12 protein-coding genes are annotated in these 18106 nt (G+C 35.0%); 11 read left to right on the top strand and 1 reads right to left on the bottom strand.

What is annotated here, in order from left to right; all coding sequences use genetic code 11:
• Nucleotides 1-35: 35 nt before the first annotated feature.
• From ACMHYH_RS07490 to ACMHYH_RS07440, 11 genes are all read left to right on the top strand, one after another.
• Nucleotides 36-1139: an ankyrin repeat domain-containing protein gene (locus tag ACMHYH_RS07490; RefSeq protein WP_414838789.1), complete on the top strand. Its 1104-nt coding sequence runs from the start codon at nt 36-38 to the stop codon at nt 1137-1139.
• Between the two features lie 35 nt (nt 1140-1174).
• Nucleotides 1175-2086: a DUF2877 domain-containing protein gene (locus tag ACMHYH_RS07485; RefSeq protein WP_414838788.1), complete on the top strand. Its 912-nt coding sequence runs from the start codon at nt 1175-1177 to the stop codon at nt 2084-2086.
• The gene (gene fdrA, locus ACMHYH_RS07480; protein WP_414838787.1) at nt 2064-3614 is read left to right on the top strand and encodes an acyl-CoA synthetase FdrA; all 1551 of its coding nucleotides are present in this window, start codon (nt 2064-2066) and stop codon (nt 3612-3614) included. Before ACMHYH_RS07485 ends, fdrA begins: the two co-directional genes overlap by 23 nt.
• Entirely contained in the window at nt 3611-5038 is a 1428-nt protein-coding gene (locus ACMHYH_RS07475) for a DUF1116 domain-containing protein (RefSeq protein WP_414838786.1), read from the top strand. Before fdrA ends, ACMHYH_RS07475 begins: the two co-directional genes overlap by 4 nt.
• A 398-nt stretch (nt 5039-5436) precedes the next feature.
• On the top strand, nt 5437-7314 hold the full coding sequence (gene glgB / locus ACMHYH_RS07470; RefSeq protein WP_414840366.1) for a 1,4-alpha-glucan branching protein GlgB: 1878 nt from the start codon (nt 5437-5439) through the stop codon (nt 7312-7314).
• A 56-nt stretch (nt 7315-7370) separates the two neighbouring features.
• Nucleotides 7371-8522, top strand: a complete 1152-nt coding sequence (locus ACMHYH_RS07465) for a glucose-1-phosphate adenylyltransferase (protein ID WP_414838785.1) — start codon at nt 7371-7373, stop codon at nt 8520-8522.
• The gene (gene glgD / locus ACMHYH_RS07460) at nt 8509-9684 is read left to right on the top strand and encodes a glucose-1-phosphate adenylyltransferase subunit GlgD (RefSeq protein ID WP_414838784.1); all 1176 of its coding nucleotides are present in this window, start codon (nt 8509-8511) and stop codon (nt 9682-9684) included. The genes ACMHYH_RS07465 and glgD overlap by 14 nt, the downstream gene beginning before the upstream one ends.
• A gap of 6 nt (nt 9685-9690) precedes the next feature.
• Nucleotides 9691-11130: a glycogen synthase GlgA gene (glgA, locus tag ACMHYH_RS07455; RefSeq protein WP_414840365.1), complete on the top strand. Its 1440-nt coding sequence runs from the start codon at nt 9691-9693 to the stop codon at nt 11128-11130.
• Between the two features lie 155 nt (nt 11131-11285).
• Entirely contained in the window at nt 11286-13721 is a 2436-nt protein-coding gene (locus tag ACMHYH_RS07450; protein ID WP_414838783.1) for a glycogen/starch/alpha-glucan phosphorylase, read from the top strand.
• A gap of 25 nt (nt 13722-13746) precedes the next feature.
• The gene (locus ACMHYH_RS07445) at nt 13747-15627 is read left to right on the top strand and encodes a glycoside hydrolase family 13 protein (RefSeq protein ID WP_414838782.1); all 1881 of its coding nucleotides are present in this window, start codon (nt 13747-13749) and stop codon (nt 15625-15627) included.
• Between the two features lie 162 nt (nt 15628-15789).
• Nucleotides 15790-17466 (top strand): peptide ABC transporter substrate-binding protein, encoded by a 1677-nt coding sequence (locus ACMHYH_RS07440; protein WP_414838781.1) that lies wholly within the window; start codon nt 15790-15792, stop codon nt 17464-17466.
• A gap of 74 nt (nt 17467-17540) precedes the next feature.
• Here the strand turns inward: ACMHYH_RS07440 and ACMHYH_RS07435 are convergent, their stop codons facing one another.
• Complete coding sequence (locus tag ACMHYH_RS07435) at nt 17541-17915, bottom strand: DUF4828 domain-containing protein (RefSeq protein WP_414838780.1); 375 nt, start codon at nt 17913-17915, stop codon at nt 17541-17543.
• Nucleotides 17916-18106: the final 191 nt, after the last annotated feature.

Here is an 18106-nt window from a genome sequence, read left to right as displayed (position 1 = left end):
TAGAAATAAACTAAAGAGGTAAAGGGGTGTCAAAAGTGAGCAGAAGTAAAAATGAAGAATTGATGAATCAAACAGAGCTAGGAAACACGAGCGAAGTGAAAAGACTATTGACAGATGAAGTAGATGTAAACTTTCAAGATGAAAGAGGAAGAAGTCCGCTAATGTCTGCAACACAACAAAATAACATTGAATTAGCTAAACTATTGATGGAAGCAGGAGCGGATGTTAACTTACGAGATAACATGATGCTAACCCCCTTTATCTGTGCAGCAGCTAATGGCTTTCATGAAATTCTAGAAGCAGGTACGCATTATGAAGCAGATGTCAACTTAGTCAACCGATTTGGCGGAACAGCTTTATTGCCGAGTAGTGAAAAAGGTTTCTTGAAAGCAGTAGATGTCGCAATTAAAGCTGGTGTACCAGTAAACCACATCAACGATTTAGGTTGGACAGGTCTACAAGAAGCGGTTGTACTTGGAGATGGTGGCGTTTTGTATTCATTAATTATAAAACTATTGATGGCTAATGGGGCAGATGCTACAACAAAAGATCACGATGATAAAACAGCGATTGATTGGGCTACTGAAAAAAATCAAGAGACAATTCTAGCTTTATTGAATCGTGAAAATAAAGCAGATGAAGAAGAACTGACAGCAATTATGAAATTGATTTCTAACAATAAATACGAAGAAGCGTTAAAAGAAATAGACCAATCAGAGAATCCAACAGCTGATTTAACGTATAACTATCTAAAAGGCTACACATTAACGTTACTGAATCGTTATGACGAAGGGTTAGCTGTCTTTGAAGAGGCTCTTCATAGTGGTACAGGAAATCCTGAATTTTATTTCTATATTGCTAATGCTTTAAGAGAGCAAAAAAAGGCAGATGAAGCAGTAGCTGTTTATGATGAAGCAATTGAACAAGATCCGACAAACTTCTTCTTTAGATACCATAAATCTAATTACCTAAGAGAATTGGGAAGACACGAAGAAGCGATAAAAGAAATGGAACACTTATTAGCTAATGATCCAGACCGTTATGATTATTTGTTCCATAAAGCAAATAGCTTAAGAGTGTTAGGACAATCAGCAGAAGCCGATCGTTTGTTAGCAGAGTTTAAACAAAACAAAAAATAAGTCAGAGGCAATAGACTAGAGTGGAGGAGCAAAAAATGAAGCAAGTTAACGCACTGTCTATTGATAAGCAGTTCAAAGAAAAAATGCGCTCAAAAACAGTTTTCACGGTTCATAGTGTTTTTGAACGGACAATCAATATTCTAATAGAAAATGACTTGTTCACACTTGCATGCAATCAAATTGATAACGCTCCTGCTACTTTAGTAATAGATATACTTGACTTTAATGAGTGTCAAATTAAGGCAAATACCCAAGGTTTTCTATCGTTTACTACTGTCGAGATTACTGGATATTTAGCTATTGATCTAACAACGGCATCGATATGGGAATGTCAATTAATCGATTTTTCATTGCATCATCAACACTTAGGTAAGAATATCTCTCTAGCTATGCAAGAGATTACCAGTAATGGTAATGCAAAATGGTTAAGAAAAGAAAAAAGTACGTTAACGGCTTTTGATAAAGAAATGACTCGCATGCTGACAGAACGAACAACAAACTTGATAGAAAGTTTTCAAAAAAATACGAGCGGTACTATAGAAGAAACAATTCAATGTGCAAAAAAGTTAATTGGATTGGGACAAGGCTTAACGCCTTCAGGAGATGACTTCTTAGTTGGACTGCTGCTTGCTTTTTCTACTAGTAACACGACTTTCTTTAATCGAGAAAAATGGAGTGAACAAATCGTAAAAGAAGCTAAGAGTCACACAAATATTATTAGCTATAGTGCGATAAAATACGCAGCTAGTGGTCAAACGAGAGAGACGATAGCACTTTTTATAGAAACATTAAATGCAAAAGAAAACGACGAACAAGTCAAACTAGCTTTGGCCAACGTTATGAAAATAGGATCATCCTCAGGAACTGAGATGGCCTGGGGTATTTTGAACGGACTAACATTACTTTTAAAACAGGAGGAGCAAAATGACAATACAAGCAAAAATTAAAAAGAATACGTATTTTGATTCCGTATCTTTGATGTCTTTATCAACGAGAGCTAATTTAATTGAAGATGTGAAACAAGCGATGATCGGTATGGGTACGGATATGAATAAAGAAGTCATTCGCAATGTTGGAATGGGTTCAAAAGAAATAGAAGCAGCTGGTACAGGTGATTTAATGATTACTATTGAAACAGATAATCCTGATGCAGTCGATACAATATTTGAAGAAATTGATTTATTGTTTACAACTAAAGTGAAAAAACCTCAAAAAGGTGCAACGGTTTATAAATCTATCAATCAAGCGTCTCAAGAGATAGAAGAGTCCAATGTAGCGATCATTTCAGTTAATGGCTCATTTGCAGCAAGAGAAGCACAAGAAGCATTAGATAAAGACCTACATGTTATGTTGTTTAGCGATAATGTGAGTATTGAAGAAGAACTAGCATTAAAGAAAAGTGCACATGAAAAAGGTTTATTGATGATGGGACCAGATTGTGGTACAGCGATTATCAATAATATTGGATTGTGTTTTGCGAATAAAGTTCGTAAAGGCACTATTGGAATTGTAGCAGCTTCTGGAACGGGTGCACAAGAATTGAGTGTTCGGATACATGAATTTGGCTATGGTATTTCTCAATTGATTGGAACAGGTGGTCGCGATTTAAGTGAAGCGATTGGTGGAATCATGATGTTAGATGGCCTCGCAGCATTAGAAGAAGACGAAGAGACAAAAGTCATTATGTTAATTTCAAAACCACCAGCAAAATCAGTAGAAATAAAAGTGTTAGAAGCTGTTAAAAACAGTAAGAAACCAGTTGTTGTTTATTTCTTAGGTGGCGATGAAGAAGCGGTCACTAAAGCAGGCGGTCACTATGCTAAACGCTCAAAAGAAGCAGCAATCAAAGCGGTTATCTTAGCTGGAGCGAAAGAAGAAGAGTTGGATACGCATCCATTAAATATTCCATTAGTAGAAGAAGTTAGAGCAAAGCTATCAGATGAGCAAAAATACATTCGCGGTCTATTCTGTGGTGGCACACTTTGTGATGAAGCAATGTATGCAGCAATGGAAAAACTAGATAACGTTTATAGCAATATTCAAACAAATCCTGAATTCAAATTAGTCGACAACAATAAAAGTCAAGAGCATACGTTTATCGATTTTGGTTCTGATGAGTTTACTAGTGGTAAACCTCACCCAATGATTGATCCGTCAACACGTATCGATCGTTTCTTAAAAGAAGCAGCTGATCCTGAAGTAGCTGTTATTGCAATGGATTTTGTTTTAGGCTATGGTTCACACGAAGATCCTGTTGGCGTGATGCTTCCAGCAATTAAAGAAGCTAAAGAACAAGCTGAAAAGGATGGCCGTCATTTAGAAATCCTAGGCTATGTTTTAGGAACAGAATTAGATGTACAAGATATCCAAGAACAAACACAAAAATTAATGGACGCAGGAGTGACCATTTCAAGTAGCAGTCAAAATACTGGCTTGTTAGCTAGAGAATTTGTTTTGAAAGGAGACTCTAAATGAACAAAATAGGAGAATTATTTAATAGTGAAATCAACGTTATTAATGTAGGAATTGATTTTATTTCTGAAGACATTAAAAAACAAGGTGCTGTTGCAACTCAATTAGAATGGACACCACCTGCAAGAGGGAACGTAGAGTTACTAGCTTTATTGGATAGTCTGAATTCTGAAGAAAAACAAGCTAAAATAGAAGCAGCAAATAAGGAAGCAGTCGAAAGAATTATAAAATCACAACCTGTTCTAATTGGTTACGACCAAGCGATTAATTGTGTTCCTGGTATGACAAAAACAACTATTTTACATGCAGGACCTCCAATAACATGGGAAAAAATGAGTGGACCGATGAAAGGTGCTGTCACTGGCGCAATCGTTTTTGAAGGCTTAGCTGCAGATTTAGTTGAAGCAGAAGAAGTTGCCGCATCCGGCAAAATTACATTCTCACCATGTCATGAGCACCAATGTGTAGGCTCTATGGCTGGCGTAACGTCTGCTTCAATGTTTATGCATATTGTTGAAAATAAAACTTACGGAAACTTAGCTTTTACTAATCTAAGTGAACAGTTGTCTAAAATCTTACGTTTTGGTGCTAATGATCAAAGTGTTATCGATCGCTTAGTTTGGATGAGAGATGTTTTTGGACCAGTATTACGTGACGCAATGAAGTTATGTCCAGAAGGAATTGATTTACGTCTACTTCTTTCTTCAGCATTGCACATGGGAGACGAGTGCCACAACAGAAACGTTGCTGGAACGACTTTATTAATCCAAGCTTTAACACCTTATATTGTGAAAACAGATTATTCATTAAAAGAAAAAATTGAAGTTTTTGATTTTGTAGCAAGTAGTGACTATTTCTCTGGTCCTACATGGATGGTTTTATGTAAGTGTGCACTAGATGCAGCACATGGTATCGAGAACAGCACAATTGTCACAACAATGGCTCGTAACGGAGTTGAGTTTGGTATCCGTGTTAGTGGTATGAAAGGCAATACTTGGTTTACAGGACCTTCTCAAAAAGTTATTGGACCGATGTTTGCTGGTTATAAACCAGAAGATTCTGGCTTAGATATTGGCGATAGTGCTATCACAGAAACGTATGGAATTGGTGGCTTTGCTATGGCAACAGCTCCTGCAATTGTTCCTCTAGTTGGTGGAACGGTTGAAGAAGCGATGGGTTACTCAAAAGAAATGTTAGAAATTACAACAACAGAAAATCCTAATGTGACTATTCCAGTCTTAGACTTTATGGGTGTTCCAACAGGAATTGATGTAAGAAAAGTGATTGCAACTGGAAAACTTCCAATTATTAATACAGCTATTGCGCATAAAGACCCAGGCGTTGGCATGATTGGTGCAGGAATTACGAACCCTCCATTTGAAGCTTTCGAAAAAGCTATTAAAGCATTGGAAGAAGCGATTCATTAATAAGAGATAAAACTGATTGAACGGACTAAAATAATACGATTCTTGTAGAAGTGGATAATCTATTCACAAATACAAGAATCGTATTTTTTTTAAAAGAAAAGAAAATAAATGAAAAAACTCTCATAAAACTAAATAGAAATAAACTAATTTCATAAAAAGGAAACGCTAACAAAAATAGTTGCATGTCAAGTGGGTAGTGTCTAAGTGCTTGATAAGATAGGGTTTTTCTTGCTGTAAGCAGTTAATTAGGTAAGGCAAGAGATAAATGATGTTATTATGAATGAAAAATGATAAAATAATGAGTGTATAGTTTGTTTATCTTTTTTTATAGAAAGGAGTCCCAACAATTGGTTAAACAAGTGAATAAAGAAACAAATCAAGCATTATTAGAAAAAGAAATGTATTTATTCAATACAGGTCAACATTTTGATAGCTACTTGGCGTTAGGTTGTTCTTATGAAATTTATGAGGGGACTGAAGGTTTTCGATTTACTGTATGGGCACCTCATGCAAAAAAAGTTTCTCTAGTAGGAGATTTTTGTAGTTGGACTGACGGATTAGAAATGGAAAAAGTAAACAAGACTGGTTCTTGGACAGTTTTCACACCTATGGCACAAGAAGGGCACTGTTATAAATATTTAATTGAACAAGCAAATGGAGAATTAAAGTTGAAAATTGATCCTTATGCTTATGCTTTTGAAGTGCGTCCTAAAGATGCATCAGTAGTGAAAGACTTACCGCAAAAGAAATGGCGAGATAGTTTATGGATGGCAAATAAAAAAAGATACACGAATACAACACGCCCGATGAATATTTACGAAGTTCATTTAAGTTCATGGAAATGCCATGCTGATGGCTCGTGGTACAGTATGGCTGAATTACAAAACGAACTCATCCCTTACGTAAAAGAGATGGGATACACACACATTGAGTTTATGCCATTAATGGAACACCCGCTTGATGCTTCTTGGGGCTATCAGTTAACCGGCTATTACGCTATTTCATCTAAATATGGAACAATGGAAGAGTTTCAAAATTTTGTTGAAGCTGCTCATCAAGCACACTTAGGCGTTATCATGGACTGGGTTCCGGGACATTTTAATCGCAACGATTATGGCATGGCTTATTTTGATGGTACAGCTCAATTTGAATACACAGATACAAATAAAGCTCAAAATTTTAGATGGGGAACGATGAATTTTGATCTCGGTAAAACGCAAGTACAGAGTTTTTTAATTTCTAATGCGTTATTCTGGATAGAACAATTTCATTTAGATGGTCTGAGAGTAGATGCCGTTTCAAGTATGTTGTACCTAGACTATGATGAAGGCCCTTGGACGCCTAATGAAGATGGAAGCAATCATAATACAGCTGGTGTCGACTTTATCAAAAAATTAAATACAACCATTTTATATCGTCATCCACAAGCGTTGATGATTGCCGAAGAAAGTACCGCTTGGTCTAACGTGACAACACCTGTGGCTCAAGGAGGATTAGGATTTAATTACAAATGGAATATGGGGTGGATGAATGATACCTTAAGATTCTTTGAATTAGAACCACATCAAAGAAAATTTCATTTTAATTTAATTACTTTTTCATTCATGTATACGTTCAATGAACAATTTATTTTACCTTTTTCTCATGATGAAGTGGTTCATGGAAAAAAATCATTGATGCATAAAATGCCTGGTGATCGTTACAACCAATTTGCTAGTTTACGTGTGATGGAAGTGTATAAGATGACTCATCCAGGTAAAAAATTAGACTTTATGGGCAACGAATTTGGTCAATTTTTAGAGTGGCGTGTTCATTCTGAATTGGAATGGACAAGTCTAGAAGACGAGATGAATAACAAACACCATTATTTTACAAAAACAATCAACGAGTTGTATAAAAAAGAAAGAGCTTTGTGGGAAATAGACCACGATCCATCGGGAATTGACATTTTAGATGCCGATAATAGTGAGCAAAGTATATTAACTTTTATTAGAAAAGGTAAGAAAGCACGTGATTTTTTAATTATTATTTGTAATTTTATGCCAATTGAACGCCCTACTTATAAAGTAGGTGTTCCATTTGAAGGTAGTTATGAAGAATTATTAAATACTGAAATGAGTGAATTTGGGGGTGTATGGACGAAAGACCAAGGTTTACTAAAGACAATCAATGAGCCATTAAATCGACAAGACCATCACATTGAACTCATTATTCCAGCTATGAGCGTAGTGATAGTAAGACCTAAAAGAATAAAAGGCGTACCAAAAGCTGATTAAATCTAAAAAGGGGGGTAGAGGAAGAGTCAGTTTGACTAGGCTCTTTTTCGAGTAATATGAGAAAAATTGAAACGTTGGCAATGATTTTAGCGGGTGGACAAGGTTCCCGTTTAGGTAAATTAACAAAAGAAATAGCTAAACCAGCTGTTCCTTTTGGTGGGAAATATCGGATTATTGATTTTGCTTTAAGTAACTGTGTTAATTCTGGTATTAAAAATGTTGGTGTGGTCACACAATATCAGCCTAGAGAATTAAATAAACACGTAGGCAACGGAGAAGCTTGGGGACTAAACGTTCACAATGGCGGCGCAACTATCCTGCAGCCTTATGCAAGTGTTGATGGCGAAAAATGGTTTAAAGGCACAGCGAATGCGATATATCAAAATAGTAGCTTTATTGACCAGCACAATCCTGATTACGTTTTAGTTCTTTCAGGTGATCATATTTATAAAATGGATTACCAAAAAATGTTAGATTTTCATAAGCTGAAAAAAGCAGCTTTAACAGTTGGTGTTATCCCTGTTCCTATTGAGGAAGCTCCCCGTTTTGGTATTATGAATACCGATCAAACAGATCGTATCATTGAATTTGAAGAAAAACCTGAAAAGCCTAAAAGCAATTTAGCTTCGATGGGTGTTTACATTTTTGATTGGGCTTTATTAAAAAAATACCTAGACGAAGATCAATCAAAAAGAAGAGAATTAGAAGATTTTGGAAAAGACGTTATTCCAGCTTATTTAGGCAATGGAGAAAATATTTTTGCTTATGCTTTCACAGATTACTGGAAAGATGTTGGGACAATCGAAAGCTTATGGGAAGCAAATATGGAATTTTTAGATCCGACTCATGCATTAAACATCCGGAATTCAGATTGGCGTATTTATTCTCAAAATCCATCAGCTCCTCCTCAATTCTTGACAGAAACATCAACTGTAACGGATGCAATGATCGTTGACGGGTGTTACATCGCTGGTGATATTACTCATTCTATTTTGTCTCACCATGTTAAAGTGGGAAAAGGATCAATCGTAGAAAATAGTATTGTCATGTCAGGTGTTACAATCGGTGAAAACGTAACAATTAAATACGCTATTATTGGCGATAATGCTAAAATACACGACGGGGCTTACCTTGTTGGCAAGGAAAAAGAAATTATGGTCGTAGGATATAACGAAGAGATTGGAGGACTAACAGATGATGAAAAATAAGATTAGCGCCATTTTAAATTTAAAAGAGGATGATTCAAAGCTCTTGCCTTTAACGGAGAAGCGTTCTATTTCATCCTTACCCTTTGGCTGTCGTTATCGCTTGATTGACTTTCCTTTTACTAGTCTTCACAGCGCTGCTGTTAATTCTGCTGCTTTCTTCATAGCAGGAAATGGCCGTTCACTGCATGACCACATTCGTAGTGGAGCTTCTTGGGGCTTAGATTCATCTATTGGTGGTGGCTTATTTCCACATACCGAAACAGCGATAAGAGAAGCAGTAGAGATGGGTAAAGCAGATCAAATCAATAGTTTTTATCATGATCAAATTCATTATGTTATTCGTTCAAAATCAGAATACGTTGTTATGATGGGGACTAAAATGTTGTGTAACATTGATATCAAAGCACTTTTACGCTACCATCAAGAAAAAAAGGCAGATGTCACAGTTGTTTACAAAAATATGGTCCAATCTACTTGCAACGCAAGCGAAGACGAGACTTATCTTCTGTTTGAAGGCCAAGCGACAGATCGAATCACAAATTTGGTTTCATTTGATAAGCTAGGAGCTAATAGAGATAAAGCACCTGTAAATATGGATATTGCCATTATGACTTCGAAAAAATTTGTTGAATTGGCAACTCAGGCAGGTAAAAATAAACTAAGAAGTGAAACGATGCTTTTATTTAAAGACCACTTAGATGAGATAACTGTCATTGGCTACGAATATACTGGTTATTTGAAAAATATCAACAGCATCCAAAGTTATTTTGATGCGAATATGGATATGTTGAATGAAAAAAATTACAACGCGCTATTGACTAGAGGGGATTCAATTATTACAAAAGTAAAAAATGGTGCCCCAACTTTCTACTCAAAAGACGCAAAAGTAAAAAATGCACAATTTGCCAGTGATTGCTTGGTTGAAGGAGAAGTAGAAAACTCATTGATTTTCCGTAAAGTAACGATTGCTAAAGATGCCAAAATTAATCATTCGATTGTGATGCAAGGTAGCCAAATTGGCTCAGGCTCTTCTTTGGAATACGTTATTCTTGATAAGGGTGTTAAAATAGGCGAAGGTGTCCACTTAAAAGGTACAGCAGACAACATTAAAGTGATTAAGAAAAATACAGTTGTTGAACCTGAGAGAGGAGTTAAAGCCTAAATGACAATGAAAGTACTATTTGCAGCGGCAGAGTGCGCACCGTTTTTCAAAACAGGTGGATTAGGAGATGTTGCTGGAGCTTTGCCAAAAGAGCTTATCCAGCAAGGAGTCGATGTTGCAGTTGTTTTACCTTTTCATACGACAATGCCTCAAAAATACAAAGATCAGCTAGAGGATGTTTTGTCATTCGAAGTGAAAGTGGGTTGGCGAAATCAATTTTGTGGATTGAAACGATTGGTTAAAGATAAAGTAACCTATTATTTTATTGATAATTTATATTATTTTGATCGGCCTAACTTATACGGATACACAGATGACGGGGAGCGATTTGCTTTCTTTTCTCAAGCTATTTGTGAAATGATGGAAAAAATCGATTTTATTCCAGACGTTCTCCATTTAAATGACTGGCATACAGCGATTATTCCTGTATTACTAAAAGATAAATATCAGTGGATAAAAGATTACCAAAAAATTAAAACAGTCTTAACAATTCATAACTTGCAGTTTCAAGGTGTCTATAGCCAGACCGTCCTATCAGATTGGTATGGAATAGGCTACAATGCTTATCATGAACACGGTTTAAAATATTATGAAGACGTGAACGTATTAAAAGGTGGAATATTCTTTGCGGATCAAGTAACCACAGTTAGTCCAACCTATGCAAATGAAATTCAAACGCCTTATTTTGGAGAAAATTTAGATGGTGTCTTGCGTCAAAATAAAGATAAGTTAAGTGGTATTTTAAATGGGATTGATTACGATGAATTTAATCCTGAAACAGATAAAAAAATTAGCCATCACTTTACGATTAAAGCGTTAAGCGGCAAATCAAAAGATAAAGCCTTATTGCAAGAAAGAGTTGGGCTGCCTGTTGATTCGACCGTTCCTCTTATGGCTATGGTCAGTCGGTTGACTGCTCAAAAAGGGTGTCATTTGTTACGAGAACAAATGGACGAGTTGATGAAGCGTGATATACAAGTATTAATCCTAGGAACAGGTGAAGCAGAGTACGAGGAAAGTTTCCGTTACTTTAATTGGCGCTATCCAGAAAAATTCAAAGCGATCATTGATTTTGACACAACTTTAGCGCAGCAAATATACGCAGGTAGTGACTTGTTTATTATGCCATCAGCATTCGAACCTTGTGGTTTATCCCAGTTGTATTCTCTTAGATATGGCACCTTACCGATTGTTCATGAAACAGGTGGTCTAAAAGATACGGTCATCCCTTATAATGCTGTCACAGGTGAAGGAACAGGATTTAGCTTTTATGATTACCGCGGTCATGTGATGATGAAAACGATTGATCAAGCGATTACAGTTTATTACGATAAACCTAAACAGTGGAAAGCTTTAATCAAACGAGCTATGACTCAAGACAATAGTTGGAAGAAGTCTACAGAAGTTTATATACAGCATTACCAGTCTTTAATAGAATACGAATAAAAAAACTAAAAACTCATAGATTAACAGACACAATAATGTATAAAAAGTCCTGATAGTTGAGTAATTGTAAGAGGTCTTTTGACTTTACTCAAAAATGGGACTTTTTATTCTAAAAAAATAAGTGTGTTGATTTTCAATGAGGATGGAGGATAAAAATGGACTTAACAAAAAAGCAATTTAAAGAAGAATTTAGTCAAACATTTGAAAATATGTATGCATTTGATATAAAAAATTCAACACCAATCCAGCAATACACAGCTTTAGGAAATTATCTGAGGTTTTCATATTCAGATGATTGGAATAAAACCAATAAAAAATACTTAAATGAACAAGTCAAACAAGTTTATTATTTTTCAATTGAATTTTTGCCTGGTCGAATGCTAAAAAGTAATTTATTAAACCTGGGTATTTTGGATACAGTGCGAGATGGATTATTAGATATGGGATTAGATTTTGAAGAAATCACAAAATCAGAAGCTGACCCAGCTCTTGGAAACGGTGGCTTAGGACGTCTAGCTTCTTGCTTTATGGACTCAATCGCTTCATTAGGCTTGCCAGGAAACGGAAACGGTATTCGCTATCGTTATGGATTATTCCAACAAAAATTTGTTGATGGTTATCAAGTTGAACTACCAGATAACTGGTTAAGAAACGGAAATGTCTGGGAAGTTCGCAAAGAAAACAAAGCAGTAACTGTTCGTTTTGGTGGTCAAGTTGGCTTAGTTGAAGCTGCTAATGGTCATTTGAAGCCAACTTATTTTAATACACAAAATATTTTAGCCGTACCTTATGATACAGGAATGGTTGGGTACCAAAATGACGTTGTAAATAATTTACGCCTTTGGTCTGCTGAAATTCCGCCAGAAGAAGAAATTCACTACCATACTATTGCTGAGAGAGAACAGGTCAATCAGATTACAGAAGTCTTGTATCCAGATGATTCCAATCATGAAGGACAAACTCTTCGCTTACGTCAAGAATATTTCTTTACTTCAGCGGGTATTCAGAGCATCATTCAATACTACAAACAAACAGGACTTTCATGGCAAAATTTTCCAGATAAAATTGCGATTCATATCAATGATACTCACCCGTCACTAGCAATCCCAGAATTAATGCGCGTGCTTCTAGATGAAGAAGATTTGAGCTGGGAACAGGCTTGGGAAATTACTAAAAAGACAATGAGTTACACCAATCACACTGTTTTACAAGAAGCGATGGAAAAATGGCCAATTGATATGGTTAGAAATTTGTTGCCGCGTATTTATCAAGTGATTGAAGAAATTAATCGTAGGCATATTGAAAAAAAACTGCCCTTATATGGTCCAGATTTAACTTACCGAACAGCCATTATTGCTGATGGTTACGTCAAAATGGCTCATCTAGCGATTGTCGGAAGCCATAGTGTGAATGGAGTAGCGAAGCTGCATACTGAAATTTTAATGCACGATGTATTAAATGATTTTTACCAAATGTATCCAGCTAAATTTAATAACAAAACTAACGGCATTACCCAAAGACGTTGGTTGCATTTGGCAAACGAAGAATTAACAAAGTTAATTGACGATAAAATTGGAACAGATTGGAAAACGAATCCAGCTGAATTAAAACTTTTCAAAGCTTTTATTGCTGATCAAGAAACATTGGATAAATTAGGTACGATTAAATTAGCAAATAAAGAAAAATTTGCAGCCTATACAAAAAATGAAATGGGCATCGAAATAAATCCTGAAGCTTTATTTGATGTTCAAATTAAACGATTGCATGCCTATAAGAGACAATTATTAAATGTCTTGCACATTATTGATCGGTATTTGAAAATCAAAGAAGACCCAACACTAGCTATTCAGTCACGTGTCTTTATTTTTGGAGCAAAAGCTGCACCAAGTTATTCTTATGCAAAACAAATTATCAAATTAATTAATGCTCTTGCTGAATTAGTTAATAACGATTCAGAAATTGGCGATAAGCTAAAAATTGTTTTTGTCGAAAATTATGGTGTTTCATTAGCTGAACTGATTATTCCAGCTGCTGAAGTTAGCGAACAGATTTCGCTAGCCGGTAAAGAAGCATCCGGGACAAGCAATATGAAATTGATGTTAAACGGTGCATTAACGATTGCGACACTGGATGGAGCTAATGTAGAAATAAGAGATTTTGTAGGAGAAGACAACTTGTTCTTGTTTGGTTTAAACGATCAAGAAGTAGAAATTCTTAATGAAAATGGTTCGTATCACCCAAGAGAAATATATGAAACGAATCCAAGATTAAAGCAAGTCTTAAACACGCTTATTGATGGAACAATTCCGAATATTGAAATGGAAGGCCGTGCTATTTTTGATTCTCTCGTTTATCACAATGATGAATACTTTTTGTTAAAAGATTTTGATAGTTACATTCAAGCACAAGAAGAAATTGATGCATTGTATAAAAACAAAATGGAATGGAATCAAAAATCACTCATGAATATTGCAAGCTCAGGACCATTCTCAGCTGACTTCACCATTCAACGGTATGCTGAAGAAATTTGGAAAACAGATTCTCAATTAACAGATATACATCAGAAACCATTTTTGACTGAGCCGATTTAATAAGTAAACAAGAAAGGATTTAGTTGTGGAAAAAATAACGTATCATTCATGGGAAGAAGAATATAAATCGCCATTTGGAGCGGTTAAAGTTGGAAGTGACGTACAGTTTCAGTTAGATTGTTCATTAGATGGTGTAAAAGCGATTTATTTAATGATTCATAAAGATTTTGGTGAAAGCTTCCAAATCAAAATGACACCTGTGAATCAGATGACAGTTAAAACGGTCTTTACTATATCTAATGGTAGTGGCTTATATTTCTATCATTTTAAAATCGAGTACGAAGAAGATAACTATGTGAGAACCATTTACTATGGAAACAATCAGCACAATCTTGGTGGAAAAGGAACAATTTATTACGAAAAAGAAGACATTAAACAATACCAATTAACCAGTTATCTTTTTGATGATCCCGCTCCAGAATGGTATCAAAACGGAGTAGCGTATCAACTATTTGTTGATCGATTTTATAATGGCAATGAAAATGGAGAAGTAAAAGAGCGTAAAAAAAATTCGTTTATTTATGCTACTCAAGAAGATTTGCCTTTATATATAAAAAATGAAGAAGGCGAAATCATTCGATGGGAATTTTTTGGTGGGAATTTATTAGGTATTATTAAAAAATTACCATATCTGGTTGAATTAGGTGTAACTATTTTATACCTTAATCCTATCTTTGAAGCGCGTAGCAACCATAAATACGATACAGCAGATTTCATGAAAATAGATCCTATGTTTGGAGATGAAGCACAATTTAAGGAATTAATTGCACAGTCTCAACAAGTAGGGATAAAAATCATTTTAGATGGTGTATTCAATCATGTAGGGGCAGATAGTCGTTACTTTAATCAGTTTGATACGTATAGTAGCTTGGGAGCTTACCAATCATTAGAAAGTCCTTACAAAGAGTGGTTCACATTTGATCATTTTCCGACTGACTTTCGTTCGTGGTGGGGTATTAAAGATCTGCCAACACTTAATAAAGAAAATCAAGAAGTAAAAGAGTTCATTTATGCAAACGATGAAAGTGTCATCCAATATTGGTCTAAAATGGGGATTGGCGGTTGGAGAATCGATGTAGCAGATGAGTTAAGCGATGATTTCTTATTAGGAATTAGAAGAGGGATGGATAAATCAGCAGATGATTTAGTCTTAATTGGAGAAGTATGGGAAGATGCGACGAATAAAATTGCCTATGGAGAACGGCGACAGTATCTTAAAGGGGGCATTATGCATGGTGTAATGAATTATCCATTTAGAGATATCATCATTGGATTATTGGATAATCAAACAACCACACAAGAAATAGTTTTGATGTGCATGAATTTAAAAGAAAATTATCCACCAGAAGCGTTGAAAAATAATTTGAATAATATTGGAAGTCACGATACAACTAGAATTTTTACGGCTCTTCAAGGAAATAGCAAGAAGGTAAAACAAGCGCTCGTGTTGCTATTTGTTCTTCCAGGAGTACCCTGTATCTATTATGGGGATGAAGTCGGTTTAGAAGGAGGGATGGACCCTGATAACAGACGACAGTTTCCTTGGGACAATGAAAATAAAGAGACTCAGTTAGTTGTAAAAGAATTGAGTGCATTAAGAAAAAATCAAAAATCTCTAGTAGAAGGAGCGTTCTATTCTTTTTCAACAGATTGTTTATTTGTAGTTTTAAGGTATTTATCCGACGAAGACTATGTTCTTACTTTAGTTAATTCTTCAAAAGAAGAACGAGAGTTTAAATCGGATACAATAAAGAATAATGATTGTTTTGATTATAGAAGCTTTTTTAAGCGACAAAAGATTCAGAATCAAATGATTGCACCACAAGGAATAAAAATAGTAAAAGGCAGTCAAAATGAAGACGATTTTCCTAATAACAAAGAGGATAAATTAGACTATCCATTCTAATCTAATTCTAATGAAAAATGAATAATAAAAAAATAAATAAAAGAAAACAGATAAAACTCTTGCTTTATCTGTTTTTTCCCTGTATATTATTAGAAAGTTCTCATTTAAATAGAATCTAATTCTAATTTAATTGAAAAAAAACAACTAAAGGGGATTGGATATATGAAAAAGAAATGGTGGTACGCTAGTGCAGTATTGTTAACAGCAAGTTTATTAACTGCATGCGGCAATAATGAGAGCAACGATGCAACAGAAAGTTCAAAAGGATCAAGTGATTCAAATTTAGCGGATGAGCAAGTTTTAAACTTAGTTGAAATCGCTGAATTGCCTACAGGAGATACAGCTCTTGCGACAGATACTGTCAGTTTTACTGTATTTAATCAAATTAATGAAGGACTTTATCGTTTAGACAAAGATAGCCAGCCTATTCCAGCACTTGCTTCTGAGGAAGCGGTAATTAGTGAAGACGGTTTAGAGTACAGCTTTAAATTACAAGAAGGAGCAAAATGGTCTAACGGAGATCCTGTAACAGCTCAAGACTTCGTCTATGCATGGCAAAGAATTGTAAATCCTGATACTGCAGCACCTTATTCATACTTATTTGATGGAATCAAAAATGCAGCTGCAATCATGGAAGGTGAAGTAGATAAAGAAACTTTAGGAGTAGAAGCAGTAGGGGATTATGAATTTAAAGTAACAATGGAGAAACCAGTTCCATACTTTATCTCACTGATGGCATTCCCAACGTTCTTCCCACAAAACCAAGCTTTTGTTGAGGAACAAGCTTCTGACTATGGTACTTCTGCTGAGACGATGATTTTTAATGGACCGTTTACTTTTAGTGAGTGGGATGGAACAAACTTAAATTGGTCATACGATAAAAATGAAGATTACTGGGATGCTGAAAATGTTATCTTAGATAAAATTAATGTTGAAGTTATCAAAGAAACTTCTACAGCTTTGAACTTATATGATTCAGGCCAATTAGATCGTGTAAACTTAACAGGTGAATTTGCAAAACAATTCCAAGGAAACGATGATTACGTTGTTGAGACAGAAGCTAGATCATCTTACCTACAATTTAACCAAGAGAAAAATGGTGAAAAGACTCCTTTAGCAAATCAAAGTTTGCGTAAAGCAATTGCGACATCATTTGATCAAGAATTACTAGCTAACGAAATCTTAGCAAATGGTTCTCAAGTATTAGGAGGACTAGTGCCAGCTGATTTAGCTGCAAATCCAAATACGAAAAAAGATTTCCGAGAAGAATCTGGTGATTACCTTTCTTACGACAAAGACGCTGCTTTAGAAAATTGGGAAAAAGCAAAAGCTGAACTTGGCGTTGATAGCGTAGAATTAGAATTACTTGGAGACGATGATGAAACGAATAAAAAAATCGCAGCATACATGAAAGATCAGATTGAAACTAGTTTACCAGGCGTAAAAATCAAAGTTAAAAATGTTCCGTTCAAAGTTCGCTTAGAATTACAAACTGAACAAAACTATGACTTCGCTTTAGGTGGATGGGGCGCAGACTTCGCAGACCCAGTAAACTTTGTTGATTTGCTAATGACAGAAAGTCCTTACAACAGATCAAGTTATAGCAACGCAGAATTTGATAAATTAGTTGAATTATCTAAGAATGAAAATGCTACAAATGTAGACGAACGTTGGAAAAACTTATTGGATGCAGAAAAAATTCTATTAGATGAAGCAGGAGTTGCTCCTCTTTTCCAAAGAGCAGCAGCAACATTGCAAAAAACAAATGTAAAAGACATCTACAATCATCAAGTAGGAGCAAAATACACGTATAAAAATGCTTATATCGAAGCAGAATAATTAAAATAAAAAGCCTTAGCCACAATTTCTATGCTGTGGCTAAGGTTTTTTATTTTATTAAAGAATAATTGGAATTAGTATAATAGCTCAGTTTCTCGAACAAGTTGGTAATTTTTTTCATCAGCTTCATCAAATAAGTTTAATGTAGTAGGTGAAGTCTTAGTAACGATTAATTCATAACCGAAATGATCTTTAAAAATTAGTTTATCGTTTTCAATAAAAACTAATTGACCGTTCATTAATTGATTGTTTAAATAGACTTGCCGATTTTCTTTTATTTGAATAGACATTTCAATAGATGAAGCAGGTTCACTAACATGCCATTTACCAATGAAAAAGTTCAAAGGATCCAGTGTTGTTTGAGATTTTTGGAATGTAGTGATAATCGCTACTAATTTGCTTACAAGTGTAAAACTGATGAATAATTTTATAAACAGCTTTCGTTTCATTTTTCTATCTCCTTTTTAAAATAAGTAACGACTTAATAGAGTTTATCGGCAAACTAACAAGAAAATCAATTTGTATTACCTCCATTATAACGCTATTTTGTCCAGATATATAGAGACTAAAGTTGCAATTTTATGACAAACTCAAGATGATTTGATGACTGGTTCTAGCATCTAGAGAAAAAAACAGAACT

This window comes from Carnobacterium sp. TMP28, from assembly GCF_047553015.1.
In the GTDB taxonomy this organism is placed as follows: Bacteria; Bacillota; Bacilli; order Lactobacillales; family Carnobacteriaceae; genus Carnobacterium_A.
This window is presented reverse-complemented; position numbering and strand designations above follow the sequence as displayed.